The sequence below is a fragment of the Mesorhizobium sp. M0659 genome (genome assembly GCF_040320605.1).
Classification (GTDB): Bacteria; Pseudomonadota; Alphaproteobacteria; order Rhizobiales; family Rhizobiaceae; genus Mesorhizobium.
The window spans coordinates 1-20,527 of sequence record NZ_JAMYPY010000025.1 but is presented as its reverse complement, the minus strand read 5'-3'; the positions used below and the strand labels follow the sequence as shown (position 1 = coordinate 20,527).

Annotated in this window: 19 protein-coding genes; 10 read left to right on the top strand and 9 right to left on the bottom strand. The window is 64.9% G+C overall.

Going from position 1 to position 20,527, the window contains the following annotated elements; all coding sequences use genetic code 11:
- Window positions 1–272: 272 nt before the first annotated feature.
- A complete protein-coding gene (locus NKI31_RS27390) occupies window positions 273–1,334 on the bottom strand; it encodes a maleylacetate reductase (RefSeq protein WP_023730355.1) in 1,062 nt (353 codons plus the stop codon).
- 309 nt (window positions 1,335–1,643) lie between these two features.
- Here NKI31_RS27390 and NKI31_RS27385 point away from each other — a divergent pair, with 309 nt between their 5' ends.
- The 6 genes from NKI31_RS27385 to NKI31_RS27360 all read left to right on the top strand — a co-directional run bounded on the left by NKI31_RS27385 (window position 1,644) and on the right by NKI31_RS27360 (window position 8,532).
- Window positions 1,644–2,528: an AraC family transcriptional regulator gene (locus NKI31_RS27385; RefSeq protein ID WP_023693836.1), complete on the top strand. Its 885-nt coding sequence runs from the start codon at window positions 1,644–1,646 to the stop codon at window positions 2,526–2,528.
- Window positions 2,529–2,757: 229 nt separating this feature from the next.
- Entirely contained in the window at window positions 2,758–3,822 is a 1,065-nt protein-coding gene (locus tag NKI31_RS27380) for an ABC transporter substrate-binding protein (protein WP_352653049.1), read from the top strand.
- A gap of 152 nt (window positions 3,823–3,974) precedes the next feature.
- Window positions 3,975–4,799 (top strand): ATP-binding cassette domain-containing protein, encoded by an 825-nt coding sequence (locus NKI31_RS27375; protein WP_023715131.1) that lies wholly within the window; start codon window positions 3,975–3,977, stop codon window positions 4,797–4,799.
- Window positions 4,796–6,055, top strand: a complete 1,260-nt coding sequence (locus NKI31_RS27370) for a sugar ABC transporter permease (RefSeq protein ID WP_023819103.1) — start codon at window positions 4,796–4,798, stop codon at window positions 6,053–6,055. The genes NKI31_RS27375 and NKI31_RS27370 overlap by 4 nt, the downstream gene beginning before the upstream one ends.
- Window positions 6,056–6,083: 28 nt before the next feature.
- On the top strand, window positions 6,084–6,812 hold the full coding sequence (locus NKI31_RS27365; protein WP_023685460.1) for an SDR family oxidoreductase: 729 nt from the start codon (window positions 6,084–6,086) through the stop codon (window positions 6,810–6,812).
- Window positions 6,813–6,924: 112 nt separating this feature from the next.
- The gene (locus NKI31_RS27360) at window positions 6,925–8,532 is read left to right on the top strand and encodes an FGGY-family carbohydrate kinase (RefSeq protein WP_023819102.1); all 1,608 of its coding nucleotides are present in this window, start codon (window positions 6,925–6,927) and stop codon (window positions 8,530–8,532) included.
- A 10-nt stretch (window positions 8,533–8,542) separates the two neighbouring features.
- Here NKI31_RS27360 and NKI31_RS27355 read toward each other — a convergent pair whose 3' ends face one another.
- From NKI31_RS27355 to NKI31_RS27330, 6 genes are read right to left on the bottom strand one after another with little or no spacing between them, the layout of a single operon-like run.
- Window positions 8,543–9,472, bottom strand: coding sequence for a phosphatidate cytidylyltransferase (locus NKI31_RS27355; protein WP_352653071.1), 930 nt, complete (start codon window positions 9,470–9,472; stop codon window positions 8,543–8,545).
- A gap of 20 nt (window positions 9,473–9,492) precedes the next feature.
- Entirely contained in the window at window positions 9,493–10,161 is a 669-nt protein-coding gene (locus NKI31_RS27350; RefSeq protein ID WP_352653048.1) for a lysophospholipid acyltransferase family protein, read from the bottom strand.
- A 3-nt stretch (window positions 10,162–10,164) separates the two neighbouring features.
- Complete coding sequence (locus NKI31_RS27345; RefSeq protein WP_352653047.1) at window positions 10,165–10,599, bottom strand: hypothetical protein; 435 nt, start codon at window positions 10,597–10,599, stop codon at window positions 10,165–10,167.
- Between the two features lie 10 nt (window positions 10,600–10,609).
- Entirely contained in the window at window positions 10,610–11,965 is a 1,356-nt protein-coding gene (locus tag NKI31_RS27340; protein WP_352653046.1) for a phosphatase PAP2/dual specificity phosphatase family protein, read from the bottom strand.
- Window positions 11,966–11,969: 4 nt separating this feature from the next.
- Window positions 11,970–13,751, bottom strand: a complete 1,782-nt coding sequence (locus NKI31_RS27335) for a bifunctional alpha/beta hydrolase/class I SAM-dependent methyltransferase (RefSeq protein WP_502899205.1) — start codon at window positions 13,749–13,751, stop codon at window positions 11,970–11,972.
- 41 nt (window positions 13,752–13,792) lie between these two features.
- Window positions 13,793–14,395, bottom strand: a complete 603-nt coding sequence (locus tag NKI31_RS27330) for a CDP-alcohol phosphatidyltransferase family protein (protein ID WP_023831077.1) — start codon at window positions 14,393–14,395, stop codon at window positions 13,793–13,795.
- 238 nt (window positions 14,396–14,633) lie between these two features.
- On the opposite strand from NKI31_RS27330, the gene NKI31_RS27325 reads away from it, so the two are divergent.
- From NKI31_RS27325 to NKI31_RS27315, 3 genes are read left to right on the top strand one after another with little or no spacing between them, the layout of a single operon-like run.
- Window positions 14,634–15,635, top strand: a complete 1,002-nt coding sequence (locus NKI31_RS27325) for a TIM barrel protein (protein ID WP_352653044.1) — start codon at window positions 14,634–14,636, stop codon at window positions 15,633–15,635.
- Window positions 15,632–16,507, top strand: coding sequence for a MurR/RpiR family transcriptional regulator (locus tag NKI31_RS27320; RefSeq protein WP_023730361.1), 876 nt, complete (start codon window positions 15,632–15,634; stop codon window positions 16,505–16,507). The genes NKI31_RS27325 and NKI31_RS27320 overlap by 4 nt, the downstream gene beginning before the upstream one ends.
- Complete coding sequence (locus NKI31_RS27315; RefSeq protein WP_352653043.1) at window positions 16,504–17,391, top strand: ribokinase; 888 nt, start codon at window positions 16,504–16,506, stop codon at window positions 17,389–17,391. Before NKI31_RS27320 ends, NKI31_RS27315 begins: the two co-directional genes overlap by 4 nt.
- A gap of 140 nt (window positions 17,392–17,531) precedes the next feature.
- Here NKI31_RS27315 and NKI31_RS27310 read toward each other — a convergent pair whose 3' ends face one another.
- Both NKI31_RS27310 and NKI31_RS27305 read right to left on the bottom strand, forming a co-directional pair.
- The gene (locus NKI31_RS27310; protein WP_352653041.1) at window positions 17,532–18,032 is read right to left on the bottom strand and encodes a hypothetical protein; all 501 of its coding nucleotides are present in this window, start codon (window positions 18,030–18,032) and stop codon (window positions 17,532–17,534) included.
- Window positions 18,033–18,123: 91 nt separating this feature from the next.
- Complete coding sequence (locus NKI31_RS27305) at window positions 18,124–19,071, bottom strand: LysR family transcriptional regulator (RefSeq protein ID WP_352653039.1); 948 nt, start codon at window positions 19,069–19,071, stop codon at window positions 18,124–18,126.
- A 106-nt stretch (window positions 19,072–19,177) separates the two neighbouring features.
- On the opposite strand from NKI31_RS27305, the gene NKI31_RS27300 reads away from it, so the two are divergent.
- Window positions 19,178–20,188 (top strand): zinc-dependent alcohol dehydrogenase family protein, encoded by a 1,011-nt coding sequence (locus tag NKI31_RS27300; RefSeq protein ID WP_352653038.1) that lies wholly within the window; start codon window positions 19,178–19,180, stop codon window positions 20,186–20,188.
- Window positions 20,189–20,527: the final 339 nt, after the last annotated feature.

Below are 20,527 nucleotides of genomic sequence, written 5' to 3'. Positions count from 1 at the left end.
GTCGCCGGAGAGGCGGGCTGTGTAACTGTATAACAGTAACAATATAACGTTTGCGTCGAAAATACGGCTGATGTCAATGGGCTTTTCGAGCCGCGCAGTTTTTCACGCGCACAAACCGTGAGCGGCCTGCGCCGATCAGGCGGAGCCACTCATGCCTGTCGGCTATATGCGAAAGGGCAGGCGATCGCCGGCACCGCGAGGCCGCCGCGAGCACACCGGCCGTGGCGGTATCCTGATGAATTCGCGGCGGGTAAGTTCCTTGCTTGTTGCCGTCAGTTTTGCGGACGCCTTCCCTCCCACGCGTCCTGCAACAGGGCGCGGATTGCGGCGCGGTCGAAAGGCCGCGGATTCCAGTATGGGTTCCTGGTCGCGATCTCAGCGGCGCGGTCGAGATCGGCCTGCATGAGGCCGAGTTCTTTCAATGTAAGGGGCGCGCCGACCGCCCTGGCGAAATCGTGGAGACCGCTACCGGCGCTGCCGCCAAACAAGTCGGCGACCGGCTTCAACAAGTCGGGCACCGCGACGGCGTTGAAGCCGATCGTGTGCGGCAACATCACCGCATGCGTCTCGGCATGCGGCATGTCGAAAGAGCCGCCCAGCGTGTGACAGATCTTGTGATGCAGCGCCATGCCGACGGCGCCGAGCACCGTACCGCACAGCCAGGCGCCGTAAAGCGCATCGCCGCGTGCATCGATATTTCCAGGCTCCTTGGTCAACACCGGCAGCGCCGCCTTCATGGCGCGCAATCCTTCTTTCGCCATCAGGGTGGAAATCGGATTGCGATCCTGCGCGTAAAGCGCTTCGGCCGCGTGCGCCATGGCGTTGAGTCCTGACGCGACGCTCATCGCTATCGGCAGGCCGACGGTCAGCTCTGGATCGTAGATCACCACTTCCGGCAGGATCCTTGCGTCACGCATTGTGGTTTTTTCGCCGTTCTCGGTCTGACCGAGGATCGGCGTCACCTCCGAGCCGGCATAGGTGGTCGGGATGACGATCTGCGGCAGGTCGGTGCGCCAGGCGATCGCCTTGCCGAGACCGGTGGTCGAGCCGCCGCCAAGCGCGACAACGCAGTCAGCCTTGACCTCGGTTGCCTTGGCCATTGCCGTTTGGGTTACCTCGACCGGCGTGTGCATGGCGGCGCCCGAAAAGGTGCCGGCCGCCAGCGCGCCGAGGGACTTGGCAAGCGCCTCGCCGTCGGCAGCCCGATGCGGCGTCGACAGCACCAGCGCGCGCTTGCAGCCGAGCTTTTCGATCCAGGTGCCCACCTCGGACGACGCGCCATTGCCGAAGACAATGTGCGCAGGGCTGCCGGAATAGGTGAACGTCCTTGTCATGCCGATCCGCTCCCTTTGCATATTATCACTGTGACGGAGCCGCAATCGAGCGACCAGCTCTCGCCGCCGGCGACATCGTTTGCGTCGTCACCGTCTCGCAAGCGGGGCCTGATCTCTCCCGCGTACTCGCAAACGTATCGCCTTGACCACAAAAACGTCAAAAAAGTATCAGTGAGGTGGACACACCGTGGTGGCGGCTGCATGAATTGCCGCCTAAGCTTTGGTCACTGCAGAGAGCGGCAAACGCGGCCTGCGGGAGATGGCACTGCAACTGGTCGCATGACCGGACCGGCGCCGGGAGGAACTGAGATGAATCCGGACTTGGAAGTCGTCCAGATCAGACGCGGCGAGTCGTTCAAGGCCTGGGCCCACGGCTACCCCTTCCACACGGTGCGCTGGCACTTCCATCCCGAATACGAAATCCATCACGTCGTCGCCACCACGGGCCATTATTTCGTCGGTGACTTCATCGGCGAGTTCGAGCCCGGCAATCTCGTGCTCACTGGCCCGAACCTGCCGCACAATTGGGTTAGCGACGTGCCGGCAGGCGCCAGCGTGCCGCTGCGCGGCCGCGTCGTGCAGTTCTCGCAAGAGTTCATCGCCGACGCCACCGCCGCGTTGCCGGAACTTGCCGGTTGTGAAAACATTCTCGAGCTCAGCCGCCGCGGCGCGCTATTCTCCACCGCTACCGCCAAGCTCGCCGCACCTGTGCTGGCCGAACTGGTCGAAGCGCAAGGCGTTCGCCGCATCGCTTTGTTCATGGAGCTGGTCGATATTCTGAGCCGCGCCGCCGATGTGCGGACGCTCACCAGCGCCAGCTATCTGCCGGATCCCTCAGGCTTCATGTCGGCCGGCGTCAACAAGGCGCTTGCCTATATCAACGCCAACCTGACCGAGCCGTTCAGCGAAAGCGATCTGGCGGCGATTGCCGGCCGCAGCCCGAGCGCGTTTTCGCGCAGCTTCCGCCGCCATACCGGCATGGCCCTGGTGCAGTATGTCAACCGGCTGCGCATCAACCTTGCCTGCCAGCTGCTGATGAGCGAGGCCGACATGCCGATCACCGAGATCTGCTATGCCGCCGGCTACAACAACATCTCGAATTTCAACCGCCAGTTCCTGACCCAGAAAGGCATGTCGCCTTCGCGCTTCAGGGCCCTGCTGGCGGAAAACATCAGCGCGGAGATTGCCGCCTAACAGGGAGGACCGGGAGGAGCCTAGACATTTACTGAGGTAAGAACGCGGGGTGCGTTGGAGGCGCTCCGTGCTGGAGATCGCTTGTCCCGAAATCCAGAGATATCTAGAGGATGCGCAGCACGGATCAAGTGCTCCGTTGTTCCTCGCAACAGCCCGACTGCAGTCAAGGCCCGGCGCCATATGGTGTCCAGGGCTTCATGAAACCATTCCTTGAAACGGAGCTATCGAAATGACCAGATATGCCTGGAAATCGACGGGAGCCATCGCGCTCACTCTTTCTCTTCTTGGCGGCACCGCTGCCTTTGCTGCCCCGGTTACCGACGCCACGGTCGCCTTCTTGATGCCCGACCAAGCCTCGACGCGCTACGAGCAGCACGACTATCCCGGCTTCGTCGCCGAGATGAAAAAACTCTGCCCCGGCTGCAAGGTGATCTACCAGAACGCCGATGCCGACGCCTCGCGCCAGCAACAGCAGTTCAACTCGGTGATCTCGCAAGGCGCCAAGGCGATCGTGCTCGACCCTGTCGACTCGACCGCCGCCGCCTCGCTGGTCAAGCTGGCGCAGAGCCAGGGCGTCAAGGTCATCGCCTATGATCGCCCGATCCCGACTGCACCTGCCGACTTCTACGTCTCGTTCAACAATGAAGGCATCGGCAAGGCCATTGCCGACTCGCTCGTTGAACACCTCAAGGCCCTGAAGGTCGACCCCGCCAGCGGCGGCCTGCTGCAGATCAACGGATCGCCGACCGACGCGGCCGCCGGGCTGATCAAGAAGGGCATCCATTCCAGCCTCGACAACAGCGGCTACAAGATCCTTGCCGAATACGACACGCCGGAATGGGCGCCGCCGAAGGCGCAGCAATGGGCAAGCGGCCAGATCACCCGCTTCTCCACGCAGATCGTCGGCGTCGTTGCGGCCAATGACGGCACCGGTGGTGGCGCCATCGCCGCTTTCAAGGCCGCCGGAGTCGATCCGGTGCCGCCGGTGACCGGCAATGACGCGACCATCGCCGCCCTGCAGCTGATCATCGCCGGCGACCAGTACAACACCATCTCCAAGCCGAGCGAGATCGTTGCGGCGGCTGCCGCCAACGTCGCCGTCCAGCTTCTGTCGGGCGAGACGCCGAAGGCCGAAATGACCCTCTACGACACTCCTTCGCAGCTGTTCACGCCGGCGGTGGTGACGCAGGAAAACCTAAAGGCCGAGATCATCGACAAGAAGATCAACACCGCCGAAGAGCTTTGCGTCGACCGCTACGCCGAAGGTTGCAAGAAGCTCGGCATTACAAAGTGACAATGCAGGTCGCCCAAAAGTGCGCAGCGGTTTTGGGATAACGACATGCATAAAAGGATGACCTAGAATCCTGATCCTGCTTTCCGGCCGCCCTTGCGGTGGCCGGAAGTTCGCAGTCACTCTTGACCGCCCATCCGGAAAGGTTTGCCACCATGTCTGACATCTCTGACGGACCGGTTTCGGCAGGAGAGCTGGTGCTCAGCCTGCGCGGCATCTCGAAGAATTTCGGCGCCGTTTCGGCGCTCACCGATATCGATCTCGATGTCCATGCCGGCGAGGTGGTGGCGCTGGTCGGCGACAATGGCGCCGGCAAGTCGACGCTGGTCAAGATCCTGGCCGGCGTCCACCAGCCGAGCTCGGGCACCATCAATTTCCGCGGCAGGCAGGTGACCATGCCTGACCCGAGTGCCGCGCTGACGCTCGGCATCGCCACCGTTTTCCAGGATCTGGCGTTGTGCGAAAACCTCGACGTCGTCGCCAACATCTTTCTCGGCAAGGAGATCAACCCGCTGCGGCTGGACGAGGTGGCGATGGAAATTCGCGCCTGGACGCTGCTCAACGAATTGTCGGCGCGTATTCCAAGCGTCCGCGAGGCGGTCGCCTCGCTGTCCGGCGGCCAGCGCCAGACGGTGGCGATCGCCCGCTCGCTGCTGCTCGACCCCAAGGTCATCCTCCTCGACGAGCCGACCGCCGCGCTTGGCGTCGCCCAGACGGCGGAAGTGCTGAACCTCATTGACCGGGTGCGCGAGCGTGGGCTCGGCGTGCTGATGATCAGTCACAATATGGAGGACGTGCGCGCCGTCGCCGATCGCATCGTGGTGCTCAGGCTCGGCCGCAACAACGGCGTCTTCGAACCCGACGCCTCGAACCAGGAACTGGTCAGCGCTATCACCGGCGCCGCCAACAATGCAGTGTCGCGCCGCGCCGAACGGCGCAAGGCCGCCGAACAAGCGAACAATCAGGAGCAGCGGCCATGAGCGCGGAGCCCAAGCAGGACACCTCCTCGTCGACGGCGCTCGACCGCAGCGACGTACGCGTCAAGCACCAGGCCGGCGTTGGTGGCGCCATCAGCGCCTTCTTCGACCGCGTCCGCTCCGGCGACCTCGGCTCGCTGCCGGTCATCGTCGGCCTGGTCATCATCTGGAGCGTGTTCACCGCCCTCAATCCGGTGTTCGTCTCGTCGAGCAACCTCGTTAATCTGTTGTTCGACTGCTCGACCGTCGGCGTCATCGCGCTCGGCATAGTCTGCGTGCTGATGGTCGGCGAGATCGACCTGTCGGTCGGCTCGATCAGCGGCTTTGCCTCGGCCATGGTGGGCACGCTTTGGGTCAACCAGGGCTGGCCGGTGGCGCTCGCCATCCTCGCCGCGATTGCCGTCGGCGGTTTCATCGGCGCGCTCTATGCCTTGCTGTTCAACCGGCTCGGCATGCCAAGCTTCGTCTCGACGCTCGCCGGCCTGCTCGCCGTGCTCGGCCTGCAACTGTATATTCTGGGCTCCACCGGCTCGATCAATCTGCCCTATGGCTCGAACCTGGTGAATTTCGGCCAGTTGCTGGTCATGCCGGACTGGCTGTCCTATGCACTGGCGGCATTGCCCGGCATCGTCACGCTGATCACCGGCCTGCGCACCGTCAGCCGCCGCCGGGCCGTCAATTTGTCGGCGCCGTCGGTCGGCGGCCTCATCGTGCGCGTCGCCGCCTTGACCATCCTGCTCGAACTGATCGTCGGCTATCTCAACCAGGCGCGCGGCATACCGTGGATGTTCGGCCTGTTCGTCGGCCTGGTGGTGGCGATGAACTATGCGCTGACCCGCACCCAATGGGGCCGCTCGATGACCGCCGTCGGCGGCAACCGCGAAGCGGCGCGCCGGGCCGGCATCAAGGTGCGCTCGATCTACCTCAGCGCCTTCGTCATGTGCTCGATGTTTGCCGCCCTCGGCGGCGTCCTGTCGGCGGCGCGGCTGGCCTCCGCCAGCCAGCAGGCCGGCACCGGCGACGTCAACCTCAACGCCATTGCGGCGGCGGTCATAGGCGGCACCAGCCTGTTTGGCGGCCGTGGCAGCGCCTATTCCGCGCTGCTCGGCATCATCGTCATCCAGTCGATCGCCAGCGGGCTGACCTTGCTCGATCTGTCATCGTCGCTTCGCTACATGATCACCGGCGCCGTTCTGGCAATTGCGGTCATCGTCGACTCCCTGGCACGCCGCTCGCGGGTTTCCCACGGCCGAGCCTGAACGCAACCGCAATCGATACGAGGATAGAATGGCTCAGGATTTGAGTGGAAAGGTCGCGGCGATCACCGGCGCCGCGTCGGGCATAGGCCTGGAATGCGCGAGAGCGCTGATTGCCGCCGGCGTTCGCGTTGTGCTCGTCGACCGCGCCGAAGACGCGCTGAAAAGCGTCTGCACCGAACTCGGTCCCGACGCGATCCCGCTGGTGATCGATCTGATGAAGCCGGCCAGCGTCGCGACGATGATGCCGCAAATCCTGGACAAGGCCGGCCCGCTCGATATCTTCCACGCCAATGCCGGCGCCTATGTCGGCGGCCCGGTGCTCGAAGGCGACCCCGATGTGTGGGACCGCATGCTGAACCTCAACATCAATGCGGTGTTCCGCTCCATACACGCGGTGCTTCCGCATATGGTCGAACGAAAGACCGGCGACATCATCGTGACGTCTTCGATCGCCGGACTGGTGCCGGTGGTCTGGGAGCCGATCTATACGGCATCCAAGCATGCCGTGCAGGCCTTCGTCCACACGGTGCGCCGGCAGGTCGCCCCGCACGGCCTGCGCGTCGGCGCGGTGCAGCCGGGGCCGGTGGTGACAGCGCTGATCAGCGATTGGCCGAAGGACAAGCTTGAGGATGAACTGGCCAAGGGCGGCCTGATACAACCGGTCGAGGTCGCCGAAGCCGTGCTGTTCATGCTGACGCGGCCAAGGAACGTCACCATCAGGGATCTGGTGATCCTGCCGCAGAGCAATGATTTGTGAGGCAGTAGGCGTTAGGCCTTAGGCAGTAGGGAATGGGGAGAGGCTCTTGCAACTGACCATTCACTGCCGACCATCTCGCCTACTGCCTACTGCCTAACTTCTGAGGTTCCCCATGTCCCACTTCCTCGGCATCGACGTCGGCACTGGCAGTGCCAGGGCGGGGGTGTTCGACAGCAAGGGCACCATGCTTGCCTCGGCGAAGCGCGACATCGCTCTGTTCATCGAGCCCGGCGAAATCGCCGAACAGTCGAGCGAGGACATCTGGCGCGCGGTTTGCGCCAGCGTGCGCGAGGCGGTGACGGAGTCGGGGCTTGCCGGCCGCGACATTGCCGGCATCGGCTTCGACGCCACCTGTTCGCTGGTCGTGGTCGGCAAGGACGGTGCGCCGCTGGCGGTCGGCGGCTCCGGCGACAGCCAGCGCAACATCATCGTCTGGATGGACCACCGCGCGCTCGACCAGGCGCAGCGCATCAATGCCGGCAAGCACGCCGTGCTCGACTATGTCGGTGGCACCATCTCGCCGGAAATGGAAACGCCGAAGCTGCTGTGGCTGCGCGAGAACCTGCCCGCCACCTTCGATGCGGCCGAGCATTTCTTCGACCTGACGGACTATCTGACCTGGCGCTCAACCGGCAGCCTGGCGCGCTCGATCTGCACGCTGACCTGCAAATGGACCTATCTCGGTCATGAGCGGCGCTGGGACGACGCCTATTTCCGCGCCATCGGCCTCGGCGCGCTCGTCGATGAAGGCTTTGCCCGCATCGGCACCGAAATCGTCGAGGGTGGCACGGCACTTGCCCAAGGCCTGACTGAGGTCGCCGCGGCCGATCTCGGCCTGCTGCCGGGAACGCCGGTTGCGGCCGGCCTGATCGATGCCCATGCCGGCGGCGTCGGCACGGTTGGCGGGCAGGGCTCGGTCGGCACCTTGCAGTCGCGCATGGCCTATGTGTTCGGCACTTCGGCCTGCACCATGGCCAGCACCAGCGAGCCGGCCTTCGTGCCCGGCGTCTGGGGCCCGTATTTTTCCTCGATGGTGCCGGGGCTTTGGCTCAATGAAGGCGGGCAATCGGCGGCGGGTGCTGCAATCGACCACCTCGTCGCTTTCCATCCGGCCACGGCTGAGGCATCCGCAAAAGCCAAGGCGGAAGGTCTCGGCCTGACCGCTTGGCTTGGTCAGCAGGCGGCGAAGCAGTCCGCCGACCTGTCCGCCGTAGCGCACCTGGCCGATGGACTGCATGTCGTGCCGGAATTCCTCGGCAACCGCTCGCCCTTCGCCGATCCCGAGTCCAAGGCCCTGATCGCCGGGCTTGACATGGACACGTCCCTCGACAGTCTGGTCGCGCTCTATGTCGCCGGCCTGCTGGGCATCGGCTACGGCGTTCGCCAGATCCTGGCGGCGATGGCCAAAAAAGGCATTGCCATCGACACTATCGTCGTCAGCGGCGGTGCGGCGCAAAGCGAGCTGGTACGTCAGCTTTTGGCCGACACCACAGGCCTGACCGTCGCCGGTTCGACCTCGCCCGAACCGGTGCTGCTCGGCTCAGCCATATTGGCTGCGGTGGCGGCGCAAAAATTTCCCGATGTGATCGCGGCGATGACCGGCATGTCGCGCATCGGCGACATCTATCGCCCGGCCGGTGGCGACCTCGTGCCCTGGCACGACAAGCGCTTCGCCGCCTTCGAATTGCTGCAGCAGGCAGGCCGCGCCATCCGCGATTGAACGGCTTAGCTCACGTCCAGAAATAGCGGACGATGTGGAAGAACACCGGTGCGGCGAAGACCAGGCTGTCGGCGCGGTCCATCATGCCGCCGTGACCCTCGATCAGGTGACCCCAGTCCTTGACGCCCTGGTCGCGCTTGATCGCCGACGCCACCAGCCCGCCGAGGAACCCCATCAGGCAGGCGATGAAGGCGACGCCTGCCGCCGCGAGCGGCGAGAACGGCGTCAGGAACGACAGCAGCGCGCCGAGCAGGCTCGATGACACCAGCCCGCCGATCAGCCCTTCCCAAGTCTTTGATGGCGAAACGGACGGCGACAAAAGATGCCGGCCGAACAGCTTGCCGAAAATGTATTGCAGCACGTCGCTGCCTTGCACGGTGATGATCAGGAAGGCAATGAGCAGGAGGTTGCGGCCTTCGAAACCGGGCACGTTGAGCGTCAGCAGCGCCGGCACATGGCTGACGCAGTAGACCGAGATCATGACCGCCCATTGCTGCGCCGACACCCGCTCGAGGAAGCGCTCGGTGTCGCCGTTGAGCGCGGTGATGGCCGGCATCAAGAGGAAGCAGTAGACGGGGATGAAGATGGTGAACAGCCCGTACCAGGCGGTCCACACCAGCCAGTACTGGAAGGGGATGATGATGCCGAACATGCCGAGCAGCACCCAGTGGTCGCTGCGCCGGCTGTGCGTCAGCGTCACGAATTCGCGCAGCGCGGCAAACGAGATCAGCGCAAACAGGATGGTCATGCCGGTGCGGCCGAAGAAGAAGGCGACGGTGATCGCCAGCACCATCACCCACCAGGCGTTGATGCGCTGGTTCAAGTTGACGAGCGTCGAGGGCAACGGCTTCGGCGCCCGCCACGACAGGATGCCGGCAATGACGCTCGCCGTGGTCAGCACGCAGACAAGGCCGACCAGCAGGATGACGGTTTCATGCATCGGTGGAAGCGTGAGTGGCATCAGCCGTCTCGATCCGGACGCGGGTTGAGCGACAGCAGCGTCTGGCGCGCGCGCTCGAGGAAGGTGCGGCGTTCTTCGCCGGGCGCGATCGCCACCGGCGGACCAAAGACGACGCGGCACAGAAGCGGCACCGGCAGGAACTGGCCCTTGGGCAGCACGCGCGACATGTTCTCGATCCAGCACGGGATTAGTTCGATATCGGGCCGCGCCATCGACAGATTGTAGAGGCCGGAGCGGAACGGCAGCAGATCCGCCTCCGTCGTGTTGCGAGTGCCTTCGGGAAACAGGATCAGCGAGTGGCCGTCGTCGAGCACCGACAGCATGATCGAGATCGGGTGTTGCGTTTCGTCGGTCCACTGCCGGTGGATGAGCACAGACGACAGCATGTCCTGCGCGATGAAGCGGCGCAGCCGCGACTTGCCCCAATATTCGGCCGCCGCGATCGCATGGGTCCGGGCGCGCACCTTCTCACTCAGACAGGCCGACAGCAGGATGAAATCACCATGGCTGGCATGGTTGGCGAAGTAGATGCGCTGCCGCTCCGACGGCTGGCTGCCGTTCCAGATTGGTCTGACGCCGGTTACCACCCAGGCCGCCGCCGACAGGCCGACCGACGTCACCGTCTGCAGCAAGGTGAAGGTGTTGGCGCGCAGGTGAAGCTTGGTCATGGCTCAAACAAATGCTGCGAAAAGGGATGCCGCAGCAAACATGGCGAGCGCCATGCGCTGCCTTGTCAGCAGGCGGCGCGTGCCTGCCATGCGATGGTTAAGCGAGCGGCCGCCGGCAGCGGTGGATTTCAGGCGCATGCGCGCCAGCACATCGTCGACTGCGGCACCGCCAGCGGCCTCGCTGGCGTGGCTGGCCATCAGCCGGAACAGCAGGGCGTCGAACAAAAGCAAGGCCGAAAGTGCCAGCGTGGCCACGGCGCTCGCCGCCGCGACCAGCCAGGCCGCCGCCGACAGCGCTGTCGTCTGCGGCCCGGCCACCAGGCCGATGACCGGCGCTGCCATCACAGCCGCCACCACGAGCAGGATCGGCCACACCGCCTGCACCATCAGTCCGGCGGCGAATATTTCGGCGTTCTCGGGAAAGTTCTCGCCACTCATGCCAGCCAATTCATGTCGGTTCTTCCAGCCCCGGTTCTTCCAGCCCGATCTGAAGATGCACGGGCCGGCCCAATGCGGCGAGTTTCCTGCGCGCCTGCGCGGCAGTGTGCGAGCGTCCGGTCACAACCAGCCAGTCGGCGACGACGGCTGCACTGCGCTGGAAGCCGAGCGCGCAGCAGACCAGGACGGTGCCGCGCCGGCGCGCCAGCTCGATCGCCGCCACCGCTCGCTCCAGCCTGTCGTGAGGCGGCGCCACGAGGTCGAGCATCGCGTAGCTGATCCAGCGGCAGGTCACGCCGCGCGGCCGTTCCATCTCGCCGGCAAGGTCGATCACTGTGCCGAAGCGGTTGGCCTCGTCGGCACTCGGAAACCGGCCGAGGAAAACACCGTCGGTGATCTCCACTTGCGGCGCCAGTTGGCGGGTCCATACCCACACATTGATCCGGGCGCCAAGCCGGTAGGGCAGGAGCAGGATACGGTTGGCCAGTGAGACGCTACCATCGGCTGCCTTCTGGAACACTTTGGCGCCGGCCCCGGCATACGCGAAGGCGACGATGGCCAGTGCCAATGCCGGCCACAACAGGATGAGAAAATCGGCGGAGACCAACGCGCCCTCGGCAGCGCCGGCCAGGGCAAGGGCCGCCCCCAGCCCGTAATAACCCGCCAGCCGCCGTGCCTTGGGGTCGGCGGTCAGCCGAAAACCCCAGAACGGCAATTCGCCCTTGGACGGAAACAGCCACAGCGCAAAGAGACCGAGCAGGGCGCCGGTCGGAATGTCGATGAAATGATGCTGCCAGGTCGTCAGCACCGAGGCGCCGATGAGAAAACACCAGACGTGCCGGACGGGGCGGAGAATGCCGCCGAGACGGTGACGTGCCAGAACGTGACGCCAATGGTCCCAAATGATCACCAGCAGCGCGATGTGCAGGGATGGCGCTTGGTTGAACGGCTTGTCGAAACCACCGAGCACCGCAAACAGGAAACCCGGCAGGCCGGTGGTTGCCGGCCGCACGAAGGTCGCCGTCAGCGGGAACGCGACGAAGCAGGCGACGGCAATGATCTGCGCCGAGAGATAGCGGCCGGCGAGCCGGTCGACGCAGCGCCTAGTCGTGTTGAGCAGCAACGACAGGCCGTAGAACAGATTGATCGACCAATAGGGCACGATCGTCCAGGCGACGAACGGGATGGCGTATTCCCAGGCAAACACGATGCTGCCGACATGGTCGCGCCGCGACGCCAGCCAGTTGGCAAAGCCATAGGTCGAATAGAAGAATGGCGCCAGCAGCGCCAGCCAAAGGGCTGCCCTCAGCACGATGCCCAAATAGGGTTCCCGCGCCGGGGCAGGGTCAGTCGCAGGGGCGGCCATGATCTCAGACGCGCCGAGCGACCGAAACAGTGAAGATGCCCCATTGGTCGATGCGCTGGTCGATCTTCTCGAAACCGGCCGCCGTCACCAACTGGTCCATCTCGCCTTGCGTGCGCCGCCGCATCACCCAGGCCTGGCCGCCGCGATGCGAGGTCAGGCTGCGCGCGATCATCTCCAGCTGCGGATGCCATGGCTGATTGGTGTAGACGAGCAGGCTGCCGGACTGCATGGCGCTCGCCAGCCCGCCGAGCGAGCGGGAAATCATCGTATTGTCGGCGAACAATTCGTAAAGTCCGGAGACGATGGCGAGGTCCGGCGCCGGGGTCAACCCAGCCAGCATGTCGGCATCGAAGGCGTCGGCCTGATGGAAGGTAACGCTGGTCGGCAGACGCCGCTCGGCGATCAGCTTCGAACCCAGTCCGACATTGAGCTCGGAATAATCCTGCAGCCGCACGCTTGCTGGCGGTTCAGTGCATTTGGCAACGGCATCGAGCACATAGCGGCCGTGACCGGCGGCGATGTCGAGCATGTGGACGGGACGGCCGGCTGCCTTCAGGCTGGCGGCGGCGTTGCCGATCAGCTCTTCCAGATGCAGCTTGCGCTGGCGGATGCCGCGCCAGCCGATGGCGTCGAGGAAGGTGCGGTCGATCATGCGGCCGATGAAGCCGGTGCCGCGCGCGTCGTTCTCGTAGACATAGTCGAGCGTCGAGCCGGAATCGAAGCCGGTGGCCATGCCGATCTTCATGCCCGAAGACAGCCAGGCGCCCATGCGGATCGAGGCGCGACTCATCGCCCAGAAAATACCGTTGGGCGACAGCAGCGTCAGCGGCGAGGCCAGCCTCTCGGCCTCGTCGCGGGTGTAGCCGGCTCGGTCGGCCTGAAGCAAGTCGATGGTTTTCTCCGGCGTGGCAAATTGCTTTTCGAGGAATGGCCGGATCAGGTCCAGCGCCTGCTTGCGATCGCGCTCGCCCAGCGTGTCGTGGAAGAAGCCGGGCAGCACATGCCGCTCCTTGGCGCTGCTGCCGAGATTGACGAAGAACTCGTGCTGCGGTCCATGCCGCACCACCCAATCGCTGCCGGAGATCAAGAGCTGCGTCGGCACGGTGATGGCGCGCGCGTCCGAGACGATGCGGGCAGCGTGGTCGTAAAGCTCGACCAGGATGTTGGAGGCGATCGGTCGCGTGATCAGCGGATCGCCGTCGAAGGAAGCGATGCGCTCGGCATCATGCGTCAGGAACTTCGCCTTGACGTAGGAATTGACGAAGAAGCGGCCCTTGAGCTTCTGCCACAGCGCAATGCCCTCTTTGGCGAAGGGCACGTAGAGCTTGACCGAAAAGGCCGGTGAAGCCACCACCAGCGCGCGGATGTCGGGCGCATAGTCATGCACCCAGGCAGCGGCCAGCACGGCGCCGAAGGACTGCGCGATCAGCGCGATGTCGCGCTGGCCAACACCATCCCGGCCGATCTCACGCACCAGGCAGTCGATGTCACGAACCAGGGCGGCAAAGGACGGCGCATAGCCGCGCTCGCCGGCCGAGCGGCCATTGCCGCGCGCGTCCCAGGCGTAGAAGGCATGATCGGGCATGGCGAGTTCGTCGACCAGATGCGCCATGCGGCCGCCATGCTCGTGGCCGCGATGGAACAGAAGGATCGCACCCTTTGGCGTCGACTCGGCGGCCGGCCAGTAGCGGTAGAAGATCTCGGTGCCGTCATGGCTCTTGAACGTGCGCTCCTGCGCGATGCGCTCGAGGCTTGCCGGTGCTCCGGCTGCAATGGTCTGGTGGATCATGGTTTCCCTCTGGCGGTCGGGTGCCTGACGCTTTGGCATCATGCGCCGCCCGCTCTAAGGCCGCCGCGTATCCGGTTGATGGCGGTTACGACTGACAGTGTAGCCATGACCGGAAACACAAAGGGCACAATCGCTTGGAACCACAGGCCGCAGGCGATGAGGAAGGCGATGACGCCGAGCACCAGGGCTCGGTCGCTCTTGCCGAACGGCCCGGCATAGTTGCGCCCGCTGCCGGCGGCGACGCCGAGCACGCCGGCGAACTCGACCAGCATGGCGGTAATAGCGAAGGCAACGACACCCCAGGCCGGGAACAGCGGAGCAAAGGCCAGGATCAGCGCCAGGTCCGAGACGACGTCGCAGAGTTCGTTGAGATACATCCCGAGTTTCGACGCTTGTCCATGTTCCCTGGCCAGCATCCCATCAACGGCGTTGAGCGCCATGCGCACGAACAGCACCACCGGCATCAACAGGAACACCAGGAGATGGAAGGCAAAGGCAGTGACCACCAGGCCTGTGGCGATAGACAGTGCTGCGGCGAGAAGCGTAATCTGGTTGGCGGTGACGCCAGCATCGGCCAGCCGGTCGGCCAACGGCCGCAGCCTGGCCTGAAAGGCCGGTTTCAGTTGATAAAGCGTTGGCATGTGCGATCCCCCAACCGCGGCTCATGACAGTGTCGGCGAGATTGGTCAATCGGCAGGCAGGGCGCAAGGGCTCGCACCAGTATCCGCACCGTTGCGGGACTCGAAACTCCCGAAATGGATGCTGAGGCGGAGCCGAAGATCTCGGCCAAGCAGGATGTTGCGCGCTACAAACCGTCTCGCAAATGAGAACTTTACAAATATTCGTATTTATGTGAAGTAAATCACTGAAAGGTCGATCATGACAAACAGTCGCTTCGCCACCCGCCTGAATTCCTTCGCCTCGCGGCCGCAAGCCGAATGGCCTGATCTCACCGGCAAGCCGTCCATGCTGCAGATGGCAGCCCGCGCGGCCAAGGTCGACGGGCTGACCGATCTTGATCTTAATTTCCCCGACCATCTCAGTGAAAAGCCGGCTGAAATCCCCCGAAGGCTCGGCGATCTCGGGCTTTCCATCAATGGCTTTGCCATGCGTTACTACTCCAATCCGGCCTTCAAGCTCGGCGCCTTCACCAATCCGGACCCAGCGGTGCGCCGCGAAGCCATCGACTTGACCAAGGCCGGTATCGATGCGGTGCGCGCGGCCGGCGCCAGTCTGATGACGCTGTGGCTGGGCCAGGATGGCTTCGACTATGCATTTCAAACTGACTATGCGACGCTCTGGCAGCACGAAATCGAGGGGGTTCGTGAAGTTGCCGCGCATGATCCCGGCTGCCAGATCAGCCTGGAGTACAAGCCTAACGAACCGCGCTCCTACTCGCTGATGCCGGATGCGGCGACCACCTTGCTGGCGATCCGCGAGGTCGGCCTACCCAATCTCGGCGTCACGCTCGATTTCGCCCATGTGCTCTATGCCGACGAACAGCCGGCCTTCGCCGCGGCGCTGATCGCTCGCCACAGCAAGCTGCTCGGCGTCCATCTCAACGATGGCTATGCCAAGCGCGACGACGGCCTGATGGTCGGCGCGGTGCACACGCTGCAGACCATCGAACTGCTGTGCCAGATCCGTCGCGACGGCTACGCCGGCGCCATCTACTTCGACACTTTCCCCGACATGACCGGGCTCGATCCGGTGCGCGAATGCGAAGTCAACATCGCCACCGTCAAGCGCCTGCTGCGCGTTGTCGACCGGCTGGAGAAGGATAACCGCCTGTCCGCCGCGATGGCCAGCCAGGACGCCGTGACGTCGCAGGCTATCGTCCAGGAAGCCATGCTCGGGCCGGAGACGAGGGGACGTGGATGACGTTGAGCAATCTCGATCTGAAAGCCGTGGGGCCGCGCATCCGCATGATGATGCCGCATCTCACCCCGCTTGAGGCCAAGGTGGTGGAAACCGTCTTCGGCCGGCGCGGTTTCGACGAGACCATTCCGCTCAAACAGATCGCCGAGGAGGCCGGCGTGTCGGAGGCGATGGTGGTCAAGATCGCCAAGAAACTCGGCTTCTCCGGCTACCGCGACTTTCGCACCGCCGTCTATGAATACAGCCGCCTGCCGACCGCCGAGATGCACCAGGAACTGTCGGTCGACGACAGCTCGGCCGAGATCGTGCAGAAAGTGTTCCGCACCTCGATCCAGGCGCTGGAGGAGACGCTCGCGATCCTCGACATGGACGATTTCGACCGTGCCGCCGATCTGCTCTACCGCGCCAGGAACCGCGATTTTTATGGCGTCGGCGGCTCCGCCCAGATCGCCCGCGACGTCTCGCACAAATTCCTGCGCATCGGCATCCGCGCGTCTGTCTATGACGACTCGCACATGATGCTGATGTCGGCCTCGCTCCTCGGCGCCGACGACATCGCCGTCGGCTTCTCGCATTCCGGCAACACGTCGGCCGTCATCGACGCCATCCATCTTGCCCGCAAGAGCGGCGCCCGCACGCTGGCCATCACCAACTACGACAACTCGCCGCTGGCCCGGATTGCCGACATCGTGCTGTGCTCGACGGCGCAGGGATCGCCGCTGATGGGCGAGAACGCGGCGGCCCGCATCGCGCAGCTCAACATCCTCGACGCGCTGTTCGTGGCGGTGGCGCAGCGCGACTACCAGGCGGCGGAGCGCAATCTCGGCCGCACCATGTCGGCGGTCACCTCGAAGCGAAAAGACCGCGGCACATGACGGTTCCGCTGGTCACCGTCTTCGGCAGCCTGCACTACGACATTATGGTCGACGCGCCCGACCGTCCGCGCAAGGGCGAGACTGTGACCGGCCATGCCTGGCAGCCGAAATGCGGCGGCAAGGGCGGCAACCAGGCGGTCTCGGCGGCACGCGCCGGCGTGCGCGCGGCGATGATCGGCGCCGTCGGCGACGACGATTTCGGCACGGCGCTGCTGGCCAATCTCGATCGCGCCGGCGTCGATCGCCGCTTCGTGCGCGTGGCGGCAGGCGCAGGCTCCGGCATGAGCGTGGCGATCTTCGACAGCGATGGCGACTATGGCGCGGTGATCGTCTCCGGCAGCAATCTCACCCTGGGCGGTGATGACATCGCGGCTGCGGGCGAGGTGGTGGTACAGACGGCAGTGCTGTTGCTGCAGAACGAAGTGCCCGATGCCGCCAACATCGCTGCCGCGCGCGCGGTGAAGGCATCCGGAGGCTGCGTCGTGCTCAACGCCGCACCGGCGCGAACACTGTCGGCCGAATTGACCGCGCTGATAGACATCGTCATCGTCAACGCCATCGAAGCGGAATTTTTGGCCGGCGTTCCGGTCGATAAGCTCGCCGGCGCAACCGAAGCCGCGCGGCGGCTGATCGATGCCTACCCCTCGGCGATCGTCACCGCCGGCGGCGAAGGCGTCGCCTATTGCGACCGGACCGGCGCGGCCTTCGCGCTGGCGGCCGTCCCGGTCAAGGTCGTCAGCACCCATGGCGCCGGCGACGAATTCGTCGGCGCCTTCGCGGCAGGCCTTGCACGTGGCCATCAGATGGAAGCAGCGATTGCCACGGCCAATGCCGCCGCCGCCTTGCTGGTGGCGACACCGGAGGGAGAGCGCAGCTCGCGTTGAAAACTCAGGCCGCATGTTGCCGCCTCCAAACCCGTGCCCCCGTCGATGAGCGAAACGGCAAACCGGGGCGCGGCGAGAACCTGCTTGGCTTTGCCCTGACGGAGGCGCGGGACCAAGCTGCGTGGTCGAAGTAGGGAGCTTCAGTCCGCTTCGCCGGCCGAACCTTTGCCGCACTGCGCCAGCACCTTGCCGATCGCAGCGCTCGAGCCCGTCAGCGGAAAGCTGTTCTCGCCATATTTGTCGGCCGTAACCGTGGCGTCGCCCTTGCCGCGCAACAAGCCGAGCAGTGGATCGTCTTTGCTCAGCTCAGCCGTGAAGTAATTATACATGGCCTCGAGGTCGAGCTTTTTGGTCACGCTTTTGTCACCGCCCTTGAAGGTGAAGGAAGCGCTGATGCCGGGCTCCAGCTGCTGGCCGGCCGCGCCCAGATCGTAGCTCAGCAGCGGCTTGTCGAAACAGACCAGCATCAGATGCGCATCGGCCTTCGGTCCGCCGCACACCGAAGCCGTCAGCACGCTGCCGCCTTCGTCTTCTTCCATCTTGGCGCTCCAGTTGCAGGACGCGGCAAAAGCCGGCTGCGCGGCTTGCAGCGCGGCCAGAACGGAACTTGCCATGATGAACTTCGCCAATGCACTTTGCATGATCCCCTCCGAGCTACATTCAACGAGATCATACAGGACAAAAGGCCTGGTGACAGCGGCATGCCGTCTTAGCCCCGGCCCGCCCCATTGATCAAGCCTTTGAGACCGGCCTCGACGTCCAGGGCGGCTCCGGCGCGAAGCGCTTGCCGATCCAGTCGGCGAAGGCGCGTGTCTTGGCGGCTTGTCCCTTGGCCGAGGGCATGACGACATAGACCGCGCCTTCGTCGGCCAGCGTCCAGTCCGCCAGCACCGGCACCAGCCGTCCGTCGGCGAGTTCGCGCCCGACCAGCCAATCGGTGCTCATCATCAGGCCGAGGCCTTGCACCGCGGCTTCGACCAGCACCTCGGCGTCGTCGCAAACCATCGGCCCCGAGACTTCGACGTTGACGCGGCGTCCCGAACTGTCGGTCATCTCCCAGCTAGGAAACGTCTGGAAGCCGGAGAAGCCGAGGCAGGCGTGTTCGGTCAGTGCTTCCGGCGCTTCCGGCGCGCCCCTGCGGGCGAGGTAGGAGGGAGCAGCGCACAGCAACCGCCGCCGTGTCGCGATCTTGCGCGCCACCAGGCGCGAGTCTTCCAGCGCGCCGAGACGGACGGCGACATCGAAGTTCTCTGCAACGAGATCGACGAACCGGTTGGAGAACTCGGCCTCGATGCGGACATCCGGGAACGTCGCTAGAAAGTGCGGCAACAGCGGCCCGATCCACATACGCCCAAAGGTTCCCGGCAGCGCCAGCCGCAGCAAGCCGCGCGGCGTCCCGCTGGCATGCGCGGAAGCAGCAGCCTCGGCTTCGTCTACCGAGGCCAGGATGGCGCGGACGCGTACCAGGAACTCCGCTCCCGCCTCCGTCAACGATACGCTTCGGGTGGTCCGGTGCAGCAGCCGCACGCCGAGCCGCTGCTCCAGCGATTGCAGGCGGCGTGACAGAACCGTCGAGTCGCGCCCGACGCGCAACGCTGCCTTGGTGAAGGAGCGCGCTTCGGTGATGGCCGCAAAGGCGGCCATTTCGGCAAGGCTGGCGGGGTCGTGTGATTGCTGCATAAAGCACAGGACTCAAATGTAAAAATTCCGGATTATCTGCTTGTAGCGCAGCAGATAGCTTCACTCAATCCTGACGATTGACCCCTTAAACAGGAATGCGTGAGCCATGAAAGCCATCGAACTGACCGCCGCCAAACTGGACGCCTTTCGCGCCACCACCATTGCCACGCCTGAACCGCAGCGCGGCGAAGTGCTGATCCGCCAGCGCGCCGCGAGCCTGAATTTCGTCGATGTGGCGGTGGCCAGCGGCAATTATCGCGTGCCCGGCTTTCCGCTCATTCCCGTCGCCGACGGCGCCGGCGAGATCGTCGCGCTGGGGGAGAGCGTTACGGATTTCGCCGTCGGCGATCGCGTCGTTGCCCATGCCAAGCCGCGCTGGATCGGCGGTCCGCCCCGGCCTAACGAGATGACACAGATGCGCGGAATTTCGTTGCCGGGGTCGCTCGCCGAATATGTCGCGCTGCCGGCCAACTCGCTCGTGCCGGTACCGGCTCGTCTCTCCTTCGAGGCGGCGTCTACGCTGCCGATCGCCGGGACCACCGCCTGGAACGCCGTCCGCGCCGCCGATGTCGGGCCGGGCTCGGTCGTCGTGCTGCTCGGCACCGGCGGCGTCTCCATCTTCACCCTGCAGCTGGCGAAAGCCGCCGGCGCCACCGTCATCATCACTTCTTCGTCGGACGAGAAGCTGGAGCGGGCGAAGGCACTCGGCGCCGATCATCTCATCAACTACAGCGCGACGCCCGACTGGGACGGCAAGGTGCTGGAACTGACCGGCGGCCTCGGCGCCGACCTCGTCGTCGAGACCGCCGGCACCGCCACCTTCGCCCGCGCCGTCAACGCCACCGCGCCTGGCGGCACGCTGTTCACCATCGGTTTCGTCACCGGCGCCGAGGCCACGGTGGACCTGCTGCCGATCATCATCAAGGCGCTGAAGGTGGTCGGCAACAACACCGGGTCGGTATCTGACCTTCGCGCCGCCGTCCGCGCCATCGCCGCCGCCCGCATCGACCCGGTCGTCGACAAGGTGTTCAGCCAGGAGCAGGCGGCCGAAGCCTACGCGCACATGGCGGCGGGCGGGCAGCATTTCGGCAAACTTGCGTTCAAGCTCGACTGGTAGCCGAGGTGGGCGTGCTGCCAATCTCCCCCCTTGAGGGGGAGATGCCCGGCAGGGCAGAGGGGGTCGGTCCGACCGGGCTCGACCTACTGCGGCGGAAGGAGGTTGGCGCTCTACGAGAGGCGACCGCCTCTGTCGCCTTCGGCGACATCTCCCCCTCGAGGGCATAGGCGCTAAGATAGGTATTGCCTTGCGGAATCGGGTGTGATTCTACACTGCGATGACACACGAATCGCTTGTTGATGAGGGCTGGGCCGAGACGATTGAGCTTCTGGGCGGCGAAGAGTTGATCGCAGGAAGTGCCCGCGAGACGAAGGCGTTCCTGCGCCCGCGCGGCGTCAG

Excerpts from the sequence above, each read along its gene's own strand:
- NKI31_RS27390 (WP_023730355.1), bottom strand. The coding sequence starts at position 1,334 with ATGACAAGGACGTTCACCTATTCCGGCAGCCCTGCGCACATTGTCTTC.
- NKI31_RS27385 (WP_023693836.1), top strand. The coding sequence starts at position 1,644 with ATGAATCCGGACTTGGAAGTCGTCCAGATCAGACGCGGCGAGTCGTTC.
- NKI31_RS27380 (WP_352653049.1), top strand. The coding sequence starts at position 2,758 with ATGACCAGATATGCCTGGAAATCGACGGGAGCCATCGCGCTCACTCTT.
- NKI31_RS27375 (WP_023715131.1), top strand. The coding sequence starts at position 3,975 with ATGTCTGACATCTCTGACGGACCGGTTTCGGCAGGAGAGCTGGTGCTC.
- NKI31_RS27370 (WP_023819103.1), top strand. The coding sequence starts at position 4,796 with ATGAGCGCGGAGCCCAAGCAGGACACCTCCTCGTCGACGGCGCTCGAC.
- NKI31_RS27365 (WP_023685460.1), top strand. The coding sequence starts at position 6,084 with ATGGCTCAGGATTTGAGTGGAAAGGTCGCGGCGATCACCGGCGCCGCG.
- NKI31_RS27360 (WP_023819102.1), top strand. The coding sequence starts at position 6,925 with ATGTCCCACTTCCTCGGCATCGACGTCGGCACTGGCAGTGCCAGGGCG.
- NKI31_RS27355 (WP_352653071.1), bottom strand. The coding sequence starts at position 9,472 with ATGCATGAAACCGTCATCCTGCTGGTCGGCCTTGTCTGCGTGCTGACC.
- NKI31_RS27350 (WP_352653048.1), bottom strand. The coding sequence starts at position 10,161 with ATGACCAAGCTTCACCTGCGCGCCAACACCTTCACCTTGCTGCAGACG.
- NKI31_RS27345 (WP_352653047.1), bottom strand. The coding sequence starts at position 10,599 with ATGAGTGGCGAGAACTTTCCCGAGAACGCCGAAATATTCGCCGCCGGA.
- NKI31_RS27340 (WP_352653046.1), bottom strand. The coding sequence starts at position 11,965 with ATGGCCGCCCCTGCGACTGACCCTGCCCCGGCGCGGGAACCCTATTTG.
- NKI31_RS27330 (WP_023831077.1), bottom strand. The coding sequence starts at position 14,395 with ATGCCAACGCTTTATCAACTGAAACCGGCCTTTCAGGCCAGGCTGCGG.
- NKI31_RS27325 (WP_352653044.1), top strand. The coding sequence starts at position 14,634 with ATGACAAACAGTCGCTTCGCCACCCGCCTGAATTCCTTCGCCTCGCGG.
- NKI31_RS27320 (WP_023730361.1), top strand. The coding sequence starts at position 15,632 with ATGACGTTGAGCAATCTCGATCTGAAAGCCGTGGGGCCGCGCATCCGC.
- NKI31_RS27315 (WP_352653043.1), top strand. The coding sequence starts at position 16,504 with ATGACGGTTCCGCTGGTCACCGTCTTCGGCAGCCTGCACTACGACATT.
- NKI31_RS27310 (WP_352653041.1), bottom strand. The coding sequence starts at position 18,032 with ATGCAAAGTGCATTGGCGAAGTTCATCATGGCAAGTTCCGTTCTGGCC.
- NKI31_RS27305 (WP_352653039.1), bottom strand. The coding sequence starts at position 19,071 with ATGCAGCAATCACACGACCCCGCCAGCCTTGCCGAAATGGCCGCCTTT.
- NKI31_RS27300 (WP_352653038.1), top strand. The coding sequence starts at position 19,178 with ATGAAAGCCATCGAACTGACCGCCGCCAAACTGGACGCCTTTCGCGCC.